The following is a 15,991-nucleotide window of genomic DNA, read 5'->3' on the forward strand; positions in this document are numbered from 1 at the left end:
CATGATTAAACCGCTTCTGGTCCTGTTGTTGAGCACTGCCTTCGCGAGCCTCGGGGCGCATGCCGAGGATCAAGTGGTTACGTCCATCAGCCCGGATCGCCTGGCCATCAATGGCGCAGAGGCGACACTCGGGCTGAGCCAGGAGTGGGTACACCCCAAGCCCAAGATCGAGCGCGTGGTGATCGCCCTGCACGGTCGTCTGCGCAATGCACAAACCTACCTGCGCAGCATCGAACGTGCCGCCAATCAATCCAGAGAGCGCAGCAAAACACTGCTGATCGCTCCGCAATTTCTGGATGAAAAGGATATCGTTGCGCATCACTTGCCGGAGTCTATCCTGCGCTGGCACCAGAACAGCTGGATGGAAGGTGCCACTGCAAGCGGCCCCAAACCGGTCAGCTCGTTTCTGGTGCTGGACCACATCCTCAAGCGCCTGAGCGACAGCAAGCTGTTCCCTAACCTGAAGGAAATCGTTATCGCCGGGCATTCCGGTGGTGCGCAGGTGGTGCAGCGCTACGCAATGATCGGCGGCAAGGAAGACGCCCTGCTGCAACGCGAAGGTGTGAAGCTGCGCTACGTGATCGCCAACCCGTCATCCTTCGCCTATTTCGATGCCGAACGGCCTGAGCCGGTCACGGCGCAGAGCTGCCCGAACTTCGATGACTGGAAATACGGCCTGAACAAGATGCCGTTCTATTCAGGCAAGGAAAAGCCGACGGATATCGAGAAGAATTACGTGAAGCGCGACATCACCTACCTGATGGGCGAGCTGGACACTGACCGCAATCACCCCGCACTGGACAAGACCTGCGCGGCCGAAGCACAAGGCCCCTATCGCCTGATTCGTGGCCAGAACTACTTCAACTACCTGCAGAAGCGCCATCCAGAGGGGCTGAACCAACGACTGGTGATCGTGCAGAAGGTCGGTCACAACGGCGACGGGATTTTCACCTCACCCGAAGGCCAGGCGGTACTTTTCAAACCGTTTTGAATGGATCTGGACGCAGAACGTGAATATCTTTCCTGCGCTCCGCGCAGGAACGCATTTCTGGACGCTCTGCCTCCTGTCTTGAGCGTGCGGTGCGGCGCAGGTTTGTGACGCAGAGCGTCACCCAAGGCATTACCACGCTGGCGCGTGAGGAACGATGGTCGCACGAGAGCCAGCTCGGATCACCCCAGCATCCCGAGTAGCGCTGTGCAATCCACCGCATGCCAGTCGGTCAGCTCAGGCCAGGGGTTGTCCTTCAGATTGACCAGAACGGTCCTGGCACCTGCCGCACGGCCGCAGTTCAGGTCATGCATGTAGTCGCCGATCATGACCATCTGCTCCGGCTCGACATTCCAGCGAGTAGCCAGCTTCAGCAACCCCGCCGGATCCGGCTTGGGGGTCGCTTCGTCACGGCCCAGTACATCCTCGGCAGCAAAGCAATCAGCCAGGCCGATCGCCTGCAAGGTGATATACGCCAGCTCCTGAGCGTTGCGGGTCAGGATTCCGAGTCGGTAGCCTCGCGCCGACAACTCGCGAACCAGCTCGACAGCACCGCCGGCAGGCTGCGAAGCCAGTGCCAGCTCGCGCTCATGCTCCAGCAGCCAGGCATGTTTGGCCGCTGACTCTTGCGCAGGCAATGCTGCAAGATGCCCTAGAATGTCATCGTCCTGGGGGATGCCCAGTTCGCGCTTGATCGCCGGAAAGTCGTGGACCGGAAGCGTCAGGGTGCCGTCCATGTCGAACACCCAGTGCCGTATGCCGTCGAGTGTCATGCCCAGTCCTTGCGGTGGCGGATCAGCCCTTCCTGGCTGACCGATGCAACCAGTTGCCCGGCGCGGTTGAAGATGCTGCCGCGCGAGAAGCCGCGGGAGTTGCCTGCCCAAGGGCTGTCCATGGCGTAGAGCAGCCAGTCATCGGTGCGCAGGTCGTTGTGAAACCACAGCGAGTGGTCAAGGCTGGCGACCTGCATATCGCGCTGCCAGACCGTCTTGCCATGAGGGCGCAGCGAGGTGGTCAGCAGGTTGAAGTCGGAGGCATAGGCCAACATGTAGCGATGCAGCGCCTGTACGTCCGACAGGCTGCCATCGGCGCGAAACCATACGTACTTCACCGGATCGCCAGGCTTGGGATCGTAAGGGTCTTCGGACGTCACCGGGCGGAATTGAATCGGTTTGGGGCGCAGAAACTTGTCGTGCATCGCTTCGGGAATCAGGTGCGCACGGCGAGTCAGCAGCTCAAGCTCGGACGGCAGGTCTTCCGGACCGACAATCTGCGGCATCGTCGTCTGGTGCTCGAAGCCCTCTTCGTCGTACTGAAACGAGGCGCTGCATGTGAAAATCGGCTTGCCCTTCTGAATGGCCGTGACGCGACGCGTACTGAAACTGCCGCCGTCACGTACGCGGTCCACCTGATAGACCACCGGCAAGCCGGCATCGCCAGCGCGTAGAAAATAGCCGTGCAGCGAGTGGACGTGGCGGTCCTCTTCAACGGTCTGGCTGGCGGCGGACAACGACTGCCCCAGTACCTGTCCACCGAACAGCTGGCGGAAACCCAGGTCCTGGCTGTGGCCGCGAAAAAGGTTTTCTTCAATGACTTCCAGCGTCAGCAACTCAACCAGATTATCCAGCACTTGGCTCATTCTCACTCCTCTCGCCCATCGACTCTGCACTCGCAAGACAACGGCGGCCGCTGCAGTTGCTGGCAGACCTCAAGCCTGCCTCATTGGAATGGAATGATACAGATTTAGGATGGCGGCCTTAATCCAATCTATACCCTTATCAAATCAGGGCTTCAGCGTCTTGAGCCACTGATCATGGCTGATCCGGTACAGCACATGCGGCTTGAGCGGGTGCCCGTCCGCCAGATCGGGATGTTCAAAGTTGCCGGACTCGTCGAGCTGCATCCCGATTGCCTGCATCACTTTTTGCGATGGCTGGTTGTTTACCGGGGTGAACGACACGATCTCTTTCAGTTCCAGCCGCTCGAAACCACAGCCCAGCGCGGTCCAGGCCGCTTCACTGGCGAAGCCCAGGCCCCAGTGGTCATAAGCCAGTCGCCACCCTATTTCGACAGCCGGTGTAAAAGGCGCCTTGAAGCCCACAACGTGCAACCCGGTAAAACCGATGAATTCGCCGGTGTCCTTGCGCTCCAGCGCCCACAGGCCGAAGCCCAGTTCGGCGAAGTGACCACGCAGCCGCCCGATCATGGCGGCACTCTCAAGACGGCTAAGGGGGTCGGGGAAATAGCGCATGACACGCACGTCTGCGCACATGTCAGCGAAGGCTGGCAAGTCATCGTCACGCCACTGCCGCATCAGCAGCCGGGCGCTGTCAAGCTTGAGTATCGGTTCCATCGATTCCCCCGTATTACGAGACGTGAGTGGGCGTAAGGACGCTTTGCTGGCACTATCGGACTTCGACCCTTCAACGGACGCAAAATGTCCCTACCGCTTATCTACCACGAAGACTACAGCCCGGAATTCCCGGCGGATCACCGCTTCCCGATGGACAAGTTTCGTTTGTTGCGCGATTACCTGATCGACAGCGGGCTGACCAGTGACGTTCAATTAATGCGGCCCGAGTTGTGCCCGGCGAACATTCTGGCGCTGGCCCACGACCCGGCGTACATCCGTCGCTACCTCGATGGCGATCTGTCGCGTGAAGATCAGCGGCGTCTGGGCCTGCCCTGGAGCGAGGCGCTGGCGCGCCGCACGGTTCGTGCTGTAGGTGGCTCATTATTGACTGCCGAACAGGCCTTGAAACACGGAATGGCCTGCCATCTGGCGGGCGGCACTCACCATGCGCACTATGACTACCCCGCCGGTTTCTGCATTTTCAACGACCTTGCCGTGATCAGTCAGTACCTGTTGCAAAGCGGCCGGGTGGACAAGGTGCTGATCTTCGACTGCGATGTACATCAAGGTGACGGCACCGCGCGCATTATGGCCGATACCGAGGAGGCCATTACCGTCTCGCTGCATTGCGAAAAGAACTTCCCGGCGCGCAAGGCCCAAAGCGACTGGGACATCCCGCTGCCAATGGGGATGGGCGACGCCGATTACCTGAACGTAGTCGACGATCTGCTCAATTATCTGCTGCCGTTCTACAAGCCGGATCTGGTGCTATACGACGCGGGCGTGGATGTTCACAAAGATGATGCACTGGGGTATCTGCAGCTTACCGATCAGGGGCTGGCCAATCGCGACGAAGCAGTGCTGCGTCATTGCCTGAGCCGTGACATTCCGGTCATGGGCGTGATCGGCGGCGGCTATAGCAAGGACCGCCAGGCACTGGCAAGACGCCACGGGATCCTGCATCACAGCGCACAACGGGTCTGGGACGACATGGGCTTGTAACCACGCTTTGCATCCCGAGTTGCAGCACACCTTGAAAGGTCGCTCGGGTAGAATGCCCACCTCCTCCGCTATCGATATTTCGCTGACCATGACTGACCTCGCCTTCCCTGCTGCCCGAACCGTCGCCGTTATCGGAGGCGGCCCTGCGGGACTGATGGCAGCCGAGGTGCTGAGCCAGGCAGGCCTGAAAGTCGACCTCTACGACGCCATGCCTTCAGTGGGGCGCAAGTTTCTGCTGGCCGGCGTGGGCGGCATGAACATTACCCATTCCGAGCCCTATCCGGCCTTTATGTCGCGCTATGCTGAACGTTCGCCGATGATAGCGCCGCTTTTGCGCAGTTTTGATGCCGATGCACTGTGTCGCTGGATTCATGCACTGGGCATCGAGACATTTGTCGGCAGCTCGGGCCGTGTCTTCCCTGCTGACATGAAAGCCGCGCCACTGCTACGCGCCTGGCTCAAGCGCCTGCGTGACGCAGGCGTCACGATCCATACCCGTCACCGCTGGCTCGGCTGGAACACTGATGGCAGCCTGCGCATCACCAGCGCGGATGGCGAAAAGGCACTCACACCGGCAGCCACCTTGCTGGCACTGGGCGGTGCCAGTTGGGCCCGACTGGGTTCCGATGGTGCCTGGCTGCCGTGGCTCGAGGCGAAGCAGGTAGACATTGCGCCTTTGCAGGCCGCCAACTGTGGTTTCGAGGTGAGCGCCTGGAGCGAGCTGCTGCGCGACAAGTTTGCCGGTGCGCCGTTGAAGAACATCGCGATGGGCCTGCATGGCCATGCCCTGCGTCTGGGCGAATGTGTGCTGACCGTCACCGGTGTCGAAGGCAGCCTGGTATATGCCCTGTCGGCGCAGATTCGTGAACAGATCAATCGTCGCGGCTCAGCGATTGTGGATATTGATCTGCTGCCCGGCAAGACGCTGGCAGACGTTCAAAAAGCCCTGAGCAAGCCACGCGGCTCGCGCTCGATGTCCAAGCACCTGCACAGCCAATTGGGCCTGGACGGGGTTAAGACAGCACTGTTGCGCGAGCTTGCGCCGCGTGAAGCGTTTGCCGATCCGCTGCTGTTGAGCGAGGCCATCAAGGCGTTGCCACTTGTCCTGATCAAACCGCGCCCCATCGACGAGGCCATCAGCACGGCGGGCGGCGTGACTTTCGAGGCGATGGACGAGCGCCTGATGCTCAGGCAACTGCCCGGGGTGTTCTGCGCAGGTGAAATGCTCGACTGGGAAGCCCCTACAGGCGGCTATCTGCTGACCGCCTGCTTCGCCAGCGGCCGCGCTGCGGGGCTGGGGATGGTCGAATGGCTGCAATCACTCGCCCGCTCTGGCGCGTGATGACCACCCCCACGCAGAGCATGAGGAACGATAGGCGTCCTTACACTCACCACGTCCGCCTCTGAAAGCGCACTTCGCCTCAAGGCTTCTTCTTGCGCGGCCCGGTGTTGAAGACCGGGACCTTGCGTACTGGTTTGACCGCTGGCGCAGGCTCGGACTCGCCGCTGTCGACCCACTTGCCCAGGTTGCGCTTGCTGCCCGATACCTTGGGTTTCTTCGGTTTCTTGGGCTTTTTCAGTATCTGGCCGCTGGCATCCGTACTCGGTACGCGATGCTCCGGCTCGAAGTCTTGCTCTTCCTTGCGTTCCAGGGTCTGGCGGGTCAGCACCTCAATGGCCGACAGCAGCTCGACTTCATCGGCACACACCAGTGAAATCGCCTCGCCCGTCAGCCCCGCACGACCGGTGCGGCCGATACGGTGGATGTAATCCTCGGCCACAATCGGCAGGTCCAGGTTGACCACGGTCGGCAGATCATCGATGTCCAGACCGCGTGCCGCCACGTCGGTCGCAACCAGAATCTTCACTTCGTTGCTCTTGAAGCGGTCCAGCGCACGCTGGCGGGTAGCTTGCGGCTTGTCGCCGTGAATGCCGTCGGCATTCATGCCCAGTGCCTGCAAGCGATCCACCAGTTGATCAACGCCGACCCGGGTCTTGGCGAACACCAGTACCTGACCCCAGCGATGCTTTTTCATCAGATGGATGAACAGATCAGCCTTGCGTTTCTTGTCCACGGTCACGACCCATTGCTTGACCGACGACGCCGCCACGTTGCGCGGGCTGACTTCGATGGTCAGCGGATCATTCAGCATCTGCGCAGCCAGCAGACGAATCTCGTCGGAAAAGGTCGCCGAGAACAACAAGGTCTGACGCTGTTTGGGAAGCACGGCGTAGATACCGCGCAACTCCTCGGCAAAGCCCAGATCGAGCATACGGTCTGCTTCATCGAGGATCAGGGTCTGCAACTGGGAGAACCTGACCGCATTCTGGCGATGCAGATCGAGCAAGCGACCGGGAGTCGCAACCAGCACGTCCACGCCCTTGCGCAACTTCATCATCTGCGGGTTGATGCTCACGCCACCGTAGGCTGCGTAAGTGCTCAACGGCAGGTGCTCGGCGTACTGGCGAATGCTTTCGTGAACCTGATCGGCCAGCTCGCGGGTTGGTGCCAGAACCAGTGCGCGAATCGAGTTAGGTGCAACTTTCGGGCCTTCCATGGTCAGCCGTTGCAACAGCGGCAATGCAAAACCTGCAGTTTTGCCGGTGCCGGTCTGCGCAGCTGCCATCAGATCGCGGCCCGCCAGTACCGGAGGAATTGCCTGGGTCTGTACAGGCGTCGGAGTCTGGTAACCGAGCGCTTCAAGGGCGCGCAGCAAGGGTTCGATCAGGCCGAGAGAGGCGAATGTCATGGAAATACCGTAGGAAAGATTCAACGCAAGGCGCGCAGTTTAACCTGTCCGGCCCGCCTCGGTTAGCTTGTGCGCGTCGATCCGACCTGTCGTAGCGGCGACCTGCGCCATTGCGGCAGGCCAATCAGCACGACGGCGCTGATAATCACCACCATGGCCATGCACTCTTCGGCACCAATCGTTTCGCCAGCGAACACCACACCGAGCATCACTGCCACGGCCGGGTTGACGTAGGCGTAGCTGGTGGCAGCCGCCGGGCGAACGTTCTTGAGCAGGTACATGTAGGCACTGAATGCGACGATAGAGCCGAACACCACCAGATACAGCAGCGCGCCCCAGCCCGCCGCCGTCGGCATATGCGCCAGCCGCTCGCCACTCAAGGCGCTGCCGATCAGCAGTGTTGCGCCGGCAGTGATCATTTCCGCAGCACTCGCCATCGGTCCTTTCGGCAACGGCAAATGCTTACTCAACACCGAGCCAAACGCCCATGCTGCAGCAGCAAAAACCACCAGCGCCGCGCCGTAGGGGCTGGCTTGCAGATTGGAACCCAGGTTCAGCAGGCCGATGCCGATCAGGCCCAGCACAATGCCCGCGCACTCCAGATTCGTCGTGCGATTGCCCCAGAACAGACCGAACAGCAAGGTAAACAGCGGCATGGTCGCCACCGCCAGCGCTGCGACCCCCGATGCAACGCCTGCGTGCTCGGCCAGGGTGACACCGCCATTACCGCATGCCAGCAGCAGAAAGCCGATGACAAACGCCGCTTTCCACTCGCTCCAGGTCGGTGCAGGTACACCGCGATAGCGCAAAAATCCGTACATCAGAAACCCGGCGATCAGAAATCGCACACCCGCCATCATCAGCGGCGGCCACGATTCCACGCCAATGCGGATCACAAGATAGGTAGAGCCCCAAATCAGGTACAAGGCCAGAAAAGCACCGATGAGTAACGGCGAAACACGAACGGATTGAGGCATGGCAAGGCTCTGGGATCATTGTTATGGTTAGCCTATTGTATGAAGGCTACAACCGGATATTAAGCAGACAAACCTGTTTAAATCCGCTAAAAACCTATGATTAAACGCTTATAAGCCCTGCCGGCCTTTTATTTAAAAAATCTGTCGCGCTACACGAGGAACGCCATGACGCTGGATAAATACGATCGGATTCTGCTCGATGAGCTGCTGAAAAATGGCCGTGCGTCTTTTGCGCAGCTGGCGAAACTCGTCAACCTGTCCGCCCCCGCCGTGGCCGAACGGGTTGCCAAGCTGGAGGCAAGCGGCGTGATCACCGGTTACGAGGCGAAAGTCGACCTGTCAAAAGTCGGTTTGCCGATTCAATGCCTCATCGAGCTGCGCATGGGCAGCCATGGCAATCAGCAGGCCTACAAGGATCTGTGGCAGGTCCCGGAGCTGATCCAGTGCTATCGCGTGACGGGAGACCCGTGCGTGATCATGAGGGCAGCGGTCGATTCAATGCCGCACCTGGAGGATTTGATCAACCGGATTGCCAAGTTCGGCTTCAGTAAAACGTCCATCGTGCTGTCGACAGCCGTGGAGCGCAGTCTGCCGGCCGATTACCTGATCGGCAACGGCAAGCAGGAGCACTGACAGTTCAACAGCCGCGCTGACGCTTCAGCGTTTCGCTGATCTTCGCGGCCGGGACTTTCTGCAGTGAGCACAGCATCTGGTGGGAAATGGCAGAGATGCCGTGGGTCTGACGCAGTTCATTGGTCAGGTGCACGGTGAGGTTGGCGGCCATTTCCGCATCGGCCATCGCCCGGTGAGCCTTGCCTGTGTCGGGCAGGCGTGCATAGCGGGTCAGCGTGCCGAGCTTGTGGTTCGGTGCGCCGGGCATCAGGCGTCGGGCCAGCAACAGTGAACAGGCAAAACTCTGTTCGCGCGTGCGCTGAATACGCGACAGCTCGTAATCCCAGAACTTCTGGTCGAACGAGGCGTTATGCGCGACCAGCGGCGTCGAACCCACGAAATCCGCCACATCGCCCATTACCCGCTCTGCACTGGGCGCGGTACGAATCATGTTGTTGCTGATGCCGGTCAGCCCTTCGATGAACGCCGGAATACGCACGCCGGCATTCATCAGGCTCTGAAAACGCTCGACGATACGGCCCTGCTCCATGATGACCACCGCAATCTCGGTCGCCCGGCAGCTGTGGCCGGGGGAGATGCCGGTGGTTTCAAAGTCGATGACTGCAATACGTTCCAACACTGGCCTGACCCTGTAAATTCATTTCAACAACAACGTGCCTTCAATAGGCACGTAACGACTGGCTGCGCGGATCAAAGAGTTCGCCGTCAGGCCAGGCACGCCATAGGCCACTGCCTCAACGCCGTGCTTGCTGATCACACGCTCGAGCAACATGTCGAAATCGCCATCACCGGACGCCAGCACAACTTCGTCCACTTGCGGCGCGAAGTCCATGATATCGATGGTGATGCCGACATCCCAGTCGCCTTTGGCCGAACCGTCGCTGCGCTGGATATACGGCTTCAGCCTGACGGTAAAGCCCAGATTGCGCAGGATCTGCTGAAACTGCTGTTGCTTGCTGTCGCCACGATCGATGGCGTACGCAAACGCGTGAACAATCTCACCACGCTTGCTGATATCCGCCCACAAGGCGGCGTAATTGAAATGACAACCGTGCGCCTGGCGCACGGTGTAATACAGGTTCTGCACGTCGGCGAACACCGCGATCTTCTTCACCGCAATTCCTCATGGCGGGCAACACGCCCACTGGTTACAGCGATCCGGAATGTGAATCGGCGCCCAGTATGCCAGCTTGAGAACGGAATTGAGCTTCAACTATCGTACGACGCTCGGCGTCGCATGCATTTCTGGACGCTCCGCGTCCGATCTTGAACAGGCGGCGCGGCGCAGACCTGTGACGCGGGGCGCCACCCAGGGCATTCCACGCTGGAGCGTGCGGAACGATAGTTGTCTGTTCTGGAGCATGAGGAGCGACCACTGCGTGCTCACACAAACGAATCATCGTCCGAAAACATGTCGCCGCCATCGTCGAAGTTGTCGTCAGCCGTGTACTGCTGATCCGGCTGTCCCCAACCGCCCTGATCATTGAACGAGCCGGTGTCCTGAACCGGTGGCGCGTCATGAATGACCTCGACGATCTCCTGCGGCTGGCTGTGATGGCTGAACATGCTGCTGATGCCCTCTGCCAGCAACACGCCGCCCGCTACACCGGCCGCCGTCTTCAGCGCACCGCCAAGAAAGCCGCTGCCTGCGGCCGGGGCAGGTGCAGCGTAACCGCCCTGTGACGCCGCGGGCGCCGGTGCCGGGTTGAAACCGGCGCCGTCACGCCAGCCGCCACTGGACGGCTGGCTCGGCTGCGGCGCACGCGAGGCGCTGCTTCCAAAGATGCTCGACAAAAAACCACCACTGGCCGGCGCTGCTGAGGATTGCCCCTTGGCCTGCTGCAGCTCTTCCTGCAACTGCTGAATCTGCTCGTCGCGCTGCTTGACCTGTTGATTGAGCTGATTGACCGCAGCCTCCTGGACCAGAATCGCTTGCGTCATGTAATACGGCGCGGCGGGCTGACGGGCCAGATGCTCCTTGATGCGCGCCTCGGCCGCAGCATCTCGCGGGGCGGATGCCGTTTCAGCGTCTTTCAGTTTCGAGAAAAGACCATCGATCAGGGTTTGCTCTTCGCTGTTCATGACCACCTCACTGAGTTGCCACTGGAACTCTTCCCCGCCGCAATGGCAGGACCATGCTCAGAAAATGGGGCCTCATCAACGCGCTTCAATGACATGAAGAAAAAGATAAGAAGATGTGAGGCCGACACCGCTGTGCTTGGTTCGACCAAGGCCATGGGCTAAAGTGTGCGCCTGCTTTTAGCCTGCGATCTATCTACATGAACCCGTTGACCGTCATCCAGGATTCGCTTTATTTCTTTCGGCGCAATCTGGGCAGCATTCTGCTGCTGTGCCTGCCTGTCGTGGTCCTCGAAGTGCTGGCCAAACAAGCGTTGAGCAACGCCATGTCCGCCGAGGCTTCGCCGGCCTACGAACTGGTCATCGGGCTGTTTTTCTACCCGATCTACACGGCGGCATTGATCCTGTTCCTCGACGCACGCAGCCGTGGCGAAGAGGTTTACACGCGCGACCTGTTGGCCATGGCACTGCGCTTGTGGCCCACTTTCGCGGTGCTCTCGGCAATGAGCACCCTGCTGATCATGTTCGGCCTTTCCCTGTTCGTGATACCCGGCCTGTGGGTGATGATCAAACTGGCGTTCTGCGAATACCTGCTGGTCCTGCGCAAACTCACACCGTTCATGGCCATGCGCGAAAGCATGCTGATGACCACCGGACACTTCACGCGCATTCTGGTGTGCGTGCTGAGCGTATACATTCCGCTGTGGCTGCTCGAGGGTGCCAGCCTGTACCTGTTTCCGGAACCGCAAAGCGCAGCGGTTTCCGTGATCACCGACAGCATCGGCAGCTTCCTGCAACTGTTCACCACCATCGTGACGTTCCGTCTGTTCATGCTGATCAACGAGCCCGCGCACCGGGCCTGAACCGAGGGCTGACGTCAGGCGCACCGATTCGGTATGCTCAGTGCCGAATCCCTCACTGAGCGCCAGGCGCTCCAAGTCGAGCCGATGTCCCGCTTACTGCTACGCCTGGGCCTGTACGCCCTGCTGCTGGTCGCCATCCTGCTGGTAATGGTTTACCAACTGACCTGGCGTCCGCCAGCCCATGAGTTACTCCCGGCCAGCTGCAATCCTGCGGTCCAGGCCCCCACGCTGGTGCCCGGACAGGCCCTGAAAGTCATAACCTGGAACATCCAGTACCTGGCGGGCAAACGCTATGTGTTCTGGTATGACATGGCCGACGGCAGCGGTCCGGACGAGCGCCCGACGCATGAAGACCTAGCCTACAACCTGGATGAGATGGCGCGGGTCATCCGTGACGAACAGCCGGATATCGTGTTGCTTCAAGGGGTCGACGACGGAGCCAAGAACTCCGATTACGAGGACCAACTGGCATTGATCAAGGAACGTGTAGCCGATCTGTATCCGTGCAGCACGCAGGCGTTCTACTGGAAGGCAGAATTTGTACCCAACCCGCATATCTGGGGCAGCGTCGGCAGAAAACTGGCGACCCTCAGCCGCTTCCACATCGACAGTGCCGAACGCGTGCAACTGCCGGTGCCCGACGCCAACATCATCAGCCGTCAGTTCCAGCCAAGGGATGCCTTGCTGGTCAGCTACCTGCCCCTGCGTGACGGCGGGAGGCTGGCGGTCATCAACACCAGCCTGACCACCGCCAGACACGCCAGCGACACCGCACAAAAACAGGTCGCGGCCACTGAAACGCTACTGGACAAGCTGGAAGGCGGCGGCACGCCCTGGCTGATTGGCGGCGACTTCAACCTGCTGCCCCTCGGCCAATACCAGCGCCTTCCTGAGCAACAGCGCCTGGGCTACGCCGCCGACAGCGAACTGCACGAGCTGTGGGAAAAATACCCGATGATCCCCAACAACGCCGAATCCAGCGGTATCGATCGCAGCAAATGGCTGACGCACTTCCCCAACGACAGCCGCATCAACGGGCCGGACCGGACCGTGGATTATCTGTTCTACAGCCCGAGCCTGAAACGGGTCAGTGCGCGGGTGCGTAGGGATGACACGTTGTTGATCTCCGATCACCTGCCGGTGATCGGCCGGTTTTTGTTGCCGGTTTTGCCTTGAAGGGGCAAAGCGGCATTCAGGTTTCAATATTCTGGCTAGCCACCCAACTTCCGAATGGCGTCCTTCACGGCCGATATGATCAAAATAGTGGGAACCGTTTCTGGACGCGCTCGCCTAATCATTAGCCTGTGGATACTTCCACAGGCTATGTGCCAATACCGGCATACCCCAAAGGATGATCAACGTGGCTAAAGACGACAAGAAAAGCAAAGGCGAAGCCTCGAAAGCCAGTAAGGATCTGAAAGACAAGAAGGCATCACCGGCAAAGAAATCTGAAGCGGCCTCGACGCTTTCCAAGTCTTCCGAAAAGAAAGACAAGAAAAAAGACGCCGAGCCAAAGAAAGCTGCCAAAAAAGCTGATAGCAAGCCAGAAAAGGCCAAGAAATCAGACAAGGTTGAAAAACCGGCTAAAAAGAAAAAGTGACACCTGCTGCCTGCCAGGGCTTTGCGCCCTGGCGCTCTCTGGGTCTGTTGCGTTGGTTACGCAATAGCTGATCAGGTGTTCCAGACCGGACGCGTTGAACGGCAGGCCTCTAAGACAGCATCAATCGCCCTCCTCTTAAGCCCACCGACAACCTGCCGAATGCTCCCCGACTTCAAGTCCCCCTCGGTTTCACCCGCGCAGTAGCCTCCGCCACCAGCGGATCATCCGGCCAGTAATGCTTGGGATAGCGCCCCTTCAAGTCCTTCTTCACATCGAGATAGGTAGATCGCCAGAAATTAGCCAGATCCTGCGTCACCTGCACAGGGCGGCGTGCCGGGGACAGCAAGTGCAGTTTCAGCACCTGCCGTCCATTGGCGATGCGTGGTGTGTCGGACAGCCCAAACAATTCTTGCAGCCTGACCGACAGAATCGGCGGGTGCTCTGAATAGTCGATACGGATGTTCGAGCCTGACGGCACGTGAATAGCCTGGGGTGCCTGCGCCTCCAACTGTTGCGGCATTGGCCACGGCAGGAGGTTGCGCAGGATGGAGGACAGGTCGAGCTGGCTGAAATGGCTGAGCCGGGTGACTTTGCCCAGGTAGGGCATCAGCCAGTTTTCGAGTGTCGCCAGCAGTTGCGCGTCACTCATGTCGGGCCATTCGCTTGCTGCGCTTTTGTCGATGTCCAGGTTGCGTAGCAGCGCGATACGCGCCTGCCACTGGCGCAGTTCGGGCGTCCACGGCAGCAGTTCCAGGCCTTTACGACGCACCAGCGCCAGCAATGCCTGGCTGCGGGCTGCGTCATCGAGGCCGATCAGCGGTTCGCGGCTGATAATAAGCTCGCCCGCTTTGCGCTGCCGTTCTGCGCGGAACACGCCTTCGCGCTCATCCCAGTCAATTTCGTCCACGGTGATGACCTGCTCGGCCAGCACAGAGTCGAACAGCGCTGGATCGAATTCGGCAGCGAGGTAAATCCGCTCCTCACGCTGCCCCTGACGGCTGCCTAAATCCGCGATGACCAGCCATGGCTGTTTCATCAGCGCATCAGCCTCGGCGAAAAGCGCCGCGCGACCATTGGCCAAGCGATATTCAGCACCACCCGGGCGACGTTGCTGTGCCACGCGATCCGGGTAGGCCAGCGCCAGTAGAGCGCCCAACCAGCGAGAGTGATCGGGATCGCTGACCAGGCTTTTCGCGGTGCCGCGGAGGTATCCGCGATATTGCCGTGCTAGCTGTTTAGCTCGCTGCACGCCGCCCTGTGCGCCACGCGCAGCACGCTCGGTGCCCGCCAGCAAGGTCAGGCGGCTGTGCAGATCGGCACCACCGCCGCGCAGAATATCGCGCTCGCCCAACAGTGCGGCCACGTCACACGCCAGTTCGCCCAAGCCCAATGCATGACCGCGCAGCAGCAGGTGCGCGATGCGCGGATGGGCGGGCAGCTCGGCCATCGCCTGACCGTGGGGCGTCAGCGCTGGCGGTTGGCCCGGCTGATTGCTCAGCGTCTCAAGCCGCACCAGCAAATCCTGCGCCTGTGCATAAGCCGCCGCTGGCGGTACATCGAGCCAGACCAGTTGCGCAGGTGTGACACCCCAGCGCGCCAGTTGCAGCGCAAGCCCGGCAAGGTCCGCCTGAAGAATTTCTGCCGCGCCGTAGGCGGCCAGTTGATCGTGTTGCGCTTCTGACCACAGCCGGTAACACACACCCGGCTCCAGCCGCCCTGCACGTCCGGCACGCTGGGTGGCGCTGGCACGGGAGATACGCTGGGTTTCCAGACGCGTCATGCCGCTGCCCGGATCGAAACGCGGCACCCGCGCCAAACCGGCATCGATCACCACACGCACGCCGTCGATGGTCAGGCTGGTTTCCGCAATATTGGTCGCCAGCACCACCTTGCGCGTGCCTTTGGGGGCAGGCTCGATGGCGGCGCGTTGCGCATTGAGATCAAGCTCACCATGCAAGGGGCAAAGCAGAATGTCGGCGCGTTCGCCCAGCGCTCCTGCCAGTTGCTGGTTGACCCGACGAATCTCGGCCTGCCCCGGCAGAAACACCAGCAGGCTGCCGGACTCGCTGCCCAGCGCATCCAGTATCGTCTGCACGACACGCGGCTCGATGAATTCACCCGGCTGAAAAGGACGCCCCCACTGCATCGTCACCGGAAACATCCGCCCGTCGCTGCGCACTACCGGCGCATCGTCCAGCAACGCCGCCAGCCGCTCGCCTTCCAGCGTGGCCGACATCAGCAGAATCTTCAGCGGCTGATCGTCACGAAACAGCTCACGACCATTGAGGCTAAGGGCCAATGCCAGATCGGCGTCCAGACTGCGCTCGTGAAACTCATCGAAAATCAGCAGCCCCACACCTTCCAGCGCAGGGTCGTCCTGCAAGCGACGCGTGAGAATCCCCTCAGTCACCACTTCAATACGCGTCTTCGGACCGACGCGACTTTCCAGACGAATCCGATAACCCACCGTCTCGCCGACCTTCTCGCCCAGCTCACTGGCCAATCGTTCGGCGGCTGCTCTTGCCGCCAGTCGCCGAGGCTCCAGCATCAGAATGGTCTGCCCGGCCAGCCAGGTTTCCTCAAGCAGCGCGAGCGGCACACGCGTGGTCTTGCCCGCGCCGGGAGGTGCTTCGAGTACGGCTTCATGGCGCGTGGTCAGGGCCTGGCGCAGTGCTGGCAGGACGGCATCGATGGGTAACGAGATCATGGGGGCTCCCGGAGAGATGCGGGGAGTATACCGGGGTGG

General features: G+C 60.5%; 16 protein-coding genes. 7 read left to right on the forward strand and 9 right to left on the reverse strand.

Going from position 1 to position 15,991, the window contains the following annotated elements:
• The first annotated feature begins 1 nt into the window (after position 1).
• Positions 2-991 (forward strand): hypothetical protein, encoded by a 990-nt coding sequence (locus tag MME58_RS22070; RefSeq protein WP_055004714.1) that lies wholly within the window; start codon positions 2-4, stop codon positions 989-991.
• Positions 992-1,170: 179 nt separating this feature from the next.
• Here MME58_RS22070 and MME58_RS22075 read toward each other — a convergent pair whose 3' ends face one another.
• The 3 genes from MME58_RS22075 to MME58_RS22085 form a co-directional block, all read right to left on the reverse strand.
• Entirely contained in the window at positions 1,171-1,761 is a 591-nt protein-coding gene (locus MME58_RS22075; protein WP_054984792.1) for an HAD family hydrolase, read from the reverse strand.
• On the reverse strand, positions 1,758-2,627 hold the full coding sequence (tesB, locus tag MME58_RS22080) for an acyl-CoA thioesterase II (protein WP_054984791.1): 870 nt from the start codon (positions 2,625-2,627) through the stop codon (positions 1,758-1,760). The genes MME58_RS22075 and tesB overlap by 4 nt, the downstream gene beginning before the upstream one ends.
• 144 nt (positions 2,628-2,771) lie before the next feature.
• A complete protein-coding gene (locus tag MME58_RS22085; RefSeq protein WP_054984790.1) occupies positions 2,772-3,341 on the reverse strand; it encodes a GNAT family N-acetyltransferase in 570 nt (189 codons plus the stop codon).
• Positions 3,342-3,425: 84 nt separating this feature from the next.
• On the opposite strand from MME58_RS22085, the gene MME58_RS22090 reads away from it, so the two are divergent.
• The gene (locus MME58_RS22090; protein WP_055004715.1) at positions 3,426-4,343 is read left to right on the forward strand and encodes a histone deacetylase family protein; all 918 of its coding nucleotides are present in this window, start codon (positions 3,426-3,428) and stop codon (positions 4,341-4,343) included.
• Positions 4,344-4,431: 88 nt separating this feature from the next.
• Entirely contained in the window at positions 4,432-5,685 is a 1,254-nt protein-coding gene (locus MME58_RS22095; protein ID WP_162491431.1) for a TIGR03862 family flavoprotein, read from the forward strand.
• Between the two features lie 79 nt (positions 5,686-5,764).
• On the opposite strand, the gene MME58_RS22100 is transcribed toward MME58_RS22095, so the two are convergent.
• Positions 5,765-7,093 carry an RNA helicase RhlE1 gene (locus tag MME58_RS22100; RefSeq protein WP_054984787.1) on the reverse strand — a complete coding sequence of 443 codons (1,329 nt, stop codon included), beginning with the start codon at positions 7,091-7,093 and terminating at the stop codon, positions 5,765-5,767.
• 62 nt (positions 7,094-7,155) lie between these two features.
• Entirely contained in the window at positions 7,156-8,070 is a 915-nt protein-coding gene (gene yedA / locus MME58_RS22105) for a drug/metabolite exporter YedA (protein WP_055004717.1), read from the reverse strand.
• Positions 8,071-8,235: 165 nt separating this feature from the next.
• Here yedA and MME58_RS22110 point away from each other — a divergent pair, with 165 nt between their 5' ends.
• Positions 8,236-8,703, forward strand: coding sequence for an Lrp/AsnC family transcriptional regulator (locus tag MME58_RS22110; RefSeq protein ID WP_054984785.1), 468 nt, complete (start codon positions 8,236-8,238; stop codon positions 8,701-8,703).
• A gap of 4 nt (positions 8,704-8,707) precedes the next feature.
• Here the strand turns inward: MME58_RS22110 and MME58_RS22115 are convergent, their stop codons facing one another.
• From MME58_RS22115 to MME58_RS22125, 3 genes are all read right to left on the reverse strand, one after another.
• Entirely contained in the window at positions 8,708-9,319 is a 612-nt protein-coding gene (locus MME58_RS22115; protein WP_170286825.1) for a 3'-5' exonuclease, read from the reverse strand.
• 21 nt (positions 9,320-9,340) lie between these two features.
• On the reverse strand, positions 9,341-9,817 hold the full coding sequence (locus tag MME58_RS22120; protein WP_054984783.1) for an NYN domain-containing protein: 477 nt from the start codon (positions 9,815-9,817) through the stop codon (positions 9,341-9,343).
• Between the two features lie 269 nt (positions 9,818-10,086).
• Positions 10,087-10,785 carry a DUF2076 domain-containing protein gene (locus MME58_RS22125; RefSeq protein WP_055004718.1) on the reverse strand — a complete coding sequence of 233 codons (699 nt, stop codon included), beginning with the start codon at positions 10,783-10,785 and terminating at the stop codon, positions 10,087-10,089.
• Between the two features lie 197 nt (positions 10,786-10,982).
• Here MME58_RS22125 and MME58_RS22130 point away from each other — a divergent pair, with 197 nt between their 5' ends.
• The 3 genes from MME58_RS22130 (at position 10,983) to MME58_RS22140 (ending at position 13,245) form a co-directional block, all read left to right on the forward strand.
• Positions 10,983-11,645: a YciC family protein gene (locus tag MME58_RS22130; RefSeq protein ID WP_055004719.1), complete on the forward strand. Its 663-nt coding sequence runs from the start codon at positions 10,983-10,985 to the stop codon at positions 11,643-11,645.
• 33 nt (positions 11,646-11,678) lie between these two features.
• The gene (locus MME58_RS22135) at positions 11,679-12,821 is read left to right on the forward strand and encodes an endonuclease/exonuclease/phosphatase family protein (protein WP_055004720.1); all 1,143 of its coding nucleotides are present in this window, start codon (positions 11,679-11,681) and stop codon (positions 12,819-12,821) included.
• Positions 12,822-12,996: 175 nt separating this feature from the next.
• On the forward strand, positions 12,997-13,245 hold the full coding sequence (locus MME58_RS22140; protein WP_055004721.1) for a hypothetical protein: 249 nt from the start codon (positions 12,997-12,999) through the stop codon (positions 13,243-13,245).
• 172 nt (positions 13,246-13,417) lie between these two features.
• On the opposite strand, the gene hrpB is transcribed toward MME58_RS22140, so the two are convergent.
• Positions 13,418-15,952 carry an ATP-dependent helicase HrpB gene (hrpB, locus tag MME58_RS22145; RefSeq protein WP_055004722.1) on the reverse strand — a complete coding sequence of 845 codons (2,535 nt, stop codon included), beginning with the start codon at positions 15,950-15,952 and terminating at the stop codon, positions 13,418-13,420.
• Positions 15,953-15,991 lie beyond the last annotated feature (39 nt).

The sequence above is a fragment of the Pseudomonas syringae pv. tagetis genome, assembly GCF_022557255.1.
GTDB classification, from domain to species: Bacteria; Pseudomonadota; Gammaproteobacteria; order Pseudomonadales; family Pseudomonadaceae; genus Aquipseudomonas; species Aquipseudomonas caricapapayae.

Bases quoted from the DNA above. Each gene is read 5' to 3' on its own strand.
- MME58_RS22070 (WP_055004714.1), top strand. From the start codon at position 2: ATGATTAAACCGCTTCTGGTCCTGTTGTTGAGCACTGCCTTCGCGAGC.
- MME58_RS22075 (WP_054984792.1), bottom strand. From the start codon at position 1,761: ATGACACTCGACGGCATACGGCACTGGGTGTTCGACATGGACGGCACC.
- tesB (WP_054984791.1), bottom strand. From the start codon at position 2,627: ATGAGCCAAGTGCTGGATAATCTGGTTGAGTTGCTGACGCTGGAAGTC.
- MME58_RS22085 (WP_054984790.1), bottom strand. From the start codon at position 3,341: ATGGAACCGATACTCAAGCTTGACAGCGCCCGGCTGCTGATGCGGCAG.
- MME58_RS22090 (WP_055004715.1), top strand. From the start codon at position 3,426: ATGTCCCTACCGCTTATCTACCACGAAGACTACAGCCCGGAATTCCCG.
- MME58_RS22095 (WP_162491431.1), top strand. From the start codon at position 4,432: ATGACTGACCTCGCCTTCCCTGCTGCCCGAACCGTCGCCGTTATCGGA.
- MME58_RS22100 (WP_054984787.1), bottom strand. From the start codon at position 7,093: ATGACATTCGCCTCTCTCGGCCTGATCGAACCCTTGCTGCGCGCCCTT.
- yedA (WP_055004717.1), bottom strand. From the start codon at position 8,070: ATGCCTCAATCCGTTCGTGTTTCGCCGTTACTCATCGGTGCTTTTCTG.
- MME58_RS22110 (WP_054984785.1), top strand. From the start codon at position 8,236: ATGACGCTGGATAAATACGATCGGATTCTGCTCGATGAGCTGCTGAAA.
- MME58_RS22125 (WP_055004718.1), bottom strand. From the start codon at position 10,785: ATGAACAGCGAAGAGCAAACCCTGATCGATGGTCTTTTCTCGAAACTG.
- MME58_RS22130 (WP_055004719.1), top strand. From the start codon at position 10,983: ATGAACCCGTTGACCGTCATCCAGGATTCGCTTTATTTCTTTCGGCGC.
- MME58_RS22135 (WP_055004720.1), top strand. From the start codon at position 11,679: ATGCTCAGTGCCGAATCCCTCACTGAGCGCCAGGCGCTCCAAGTCGAG.
- MME58_RS22140 (WP_055004721.1), top strand. From the start codon at position 12,997: ATGATCAACGTGGCTAAAGACGACAAGAAAAGCAAAGGCGAAGCCTCG.
- hrpB (WP_055004722.1), bottom strand. From the start codon at position 15,952: ATGATCTCGTTACCCATCGATGCCGTCCTGCCAGCACTGCGCCAGGCC.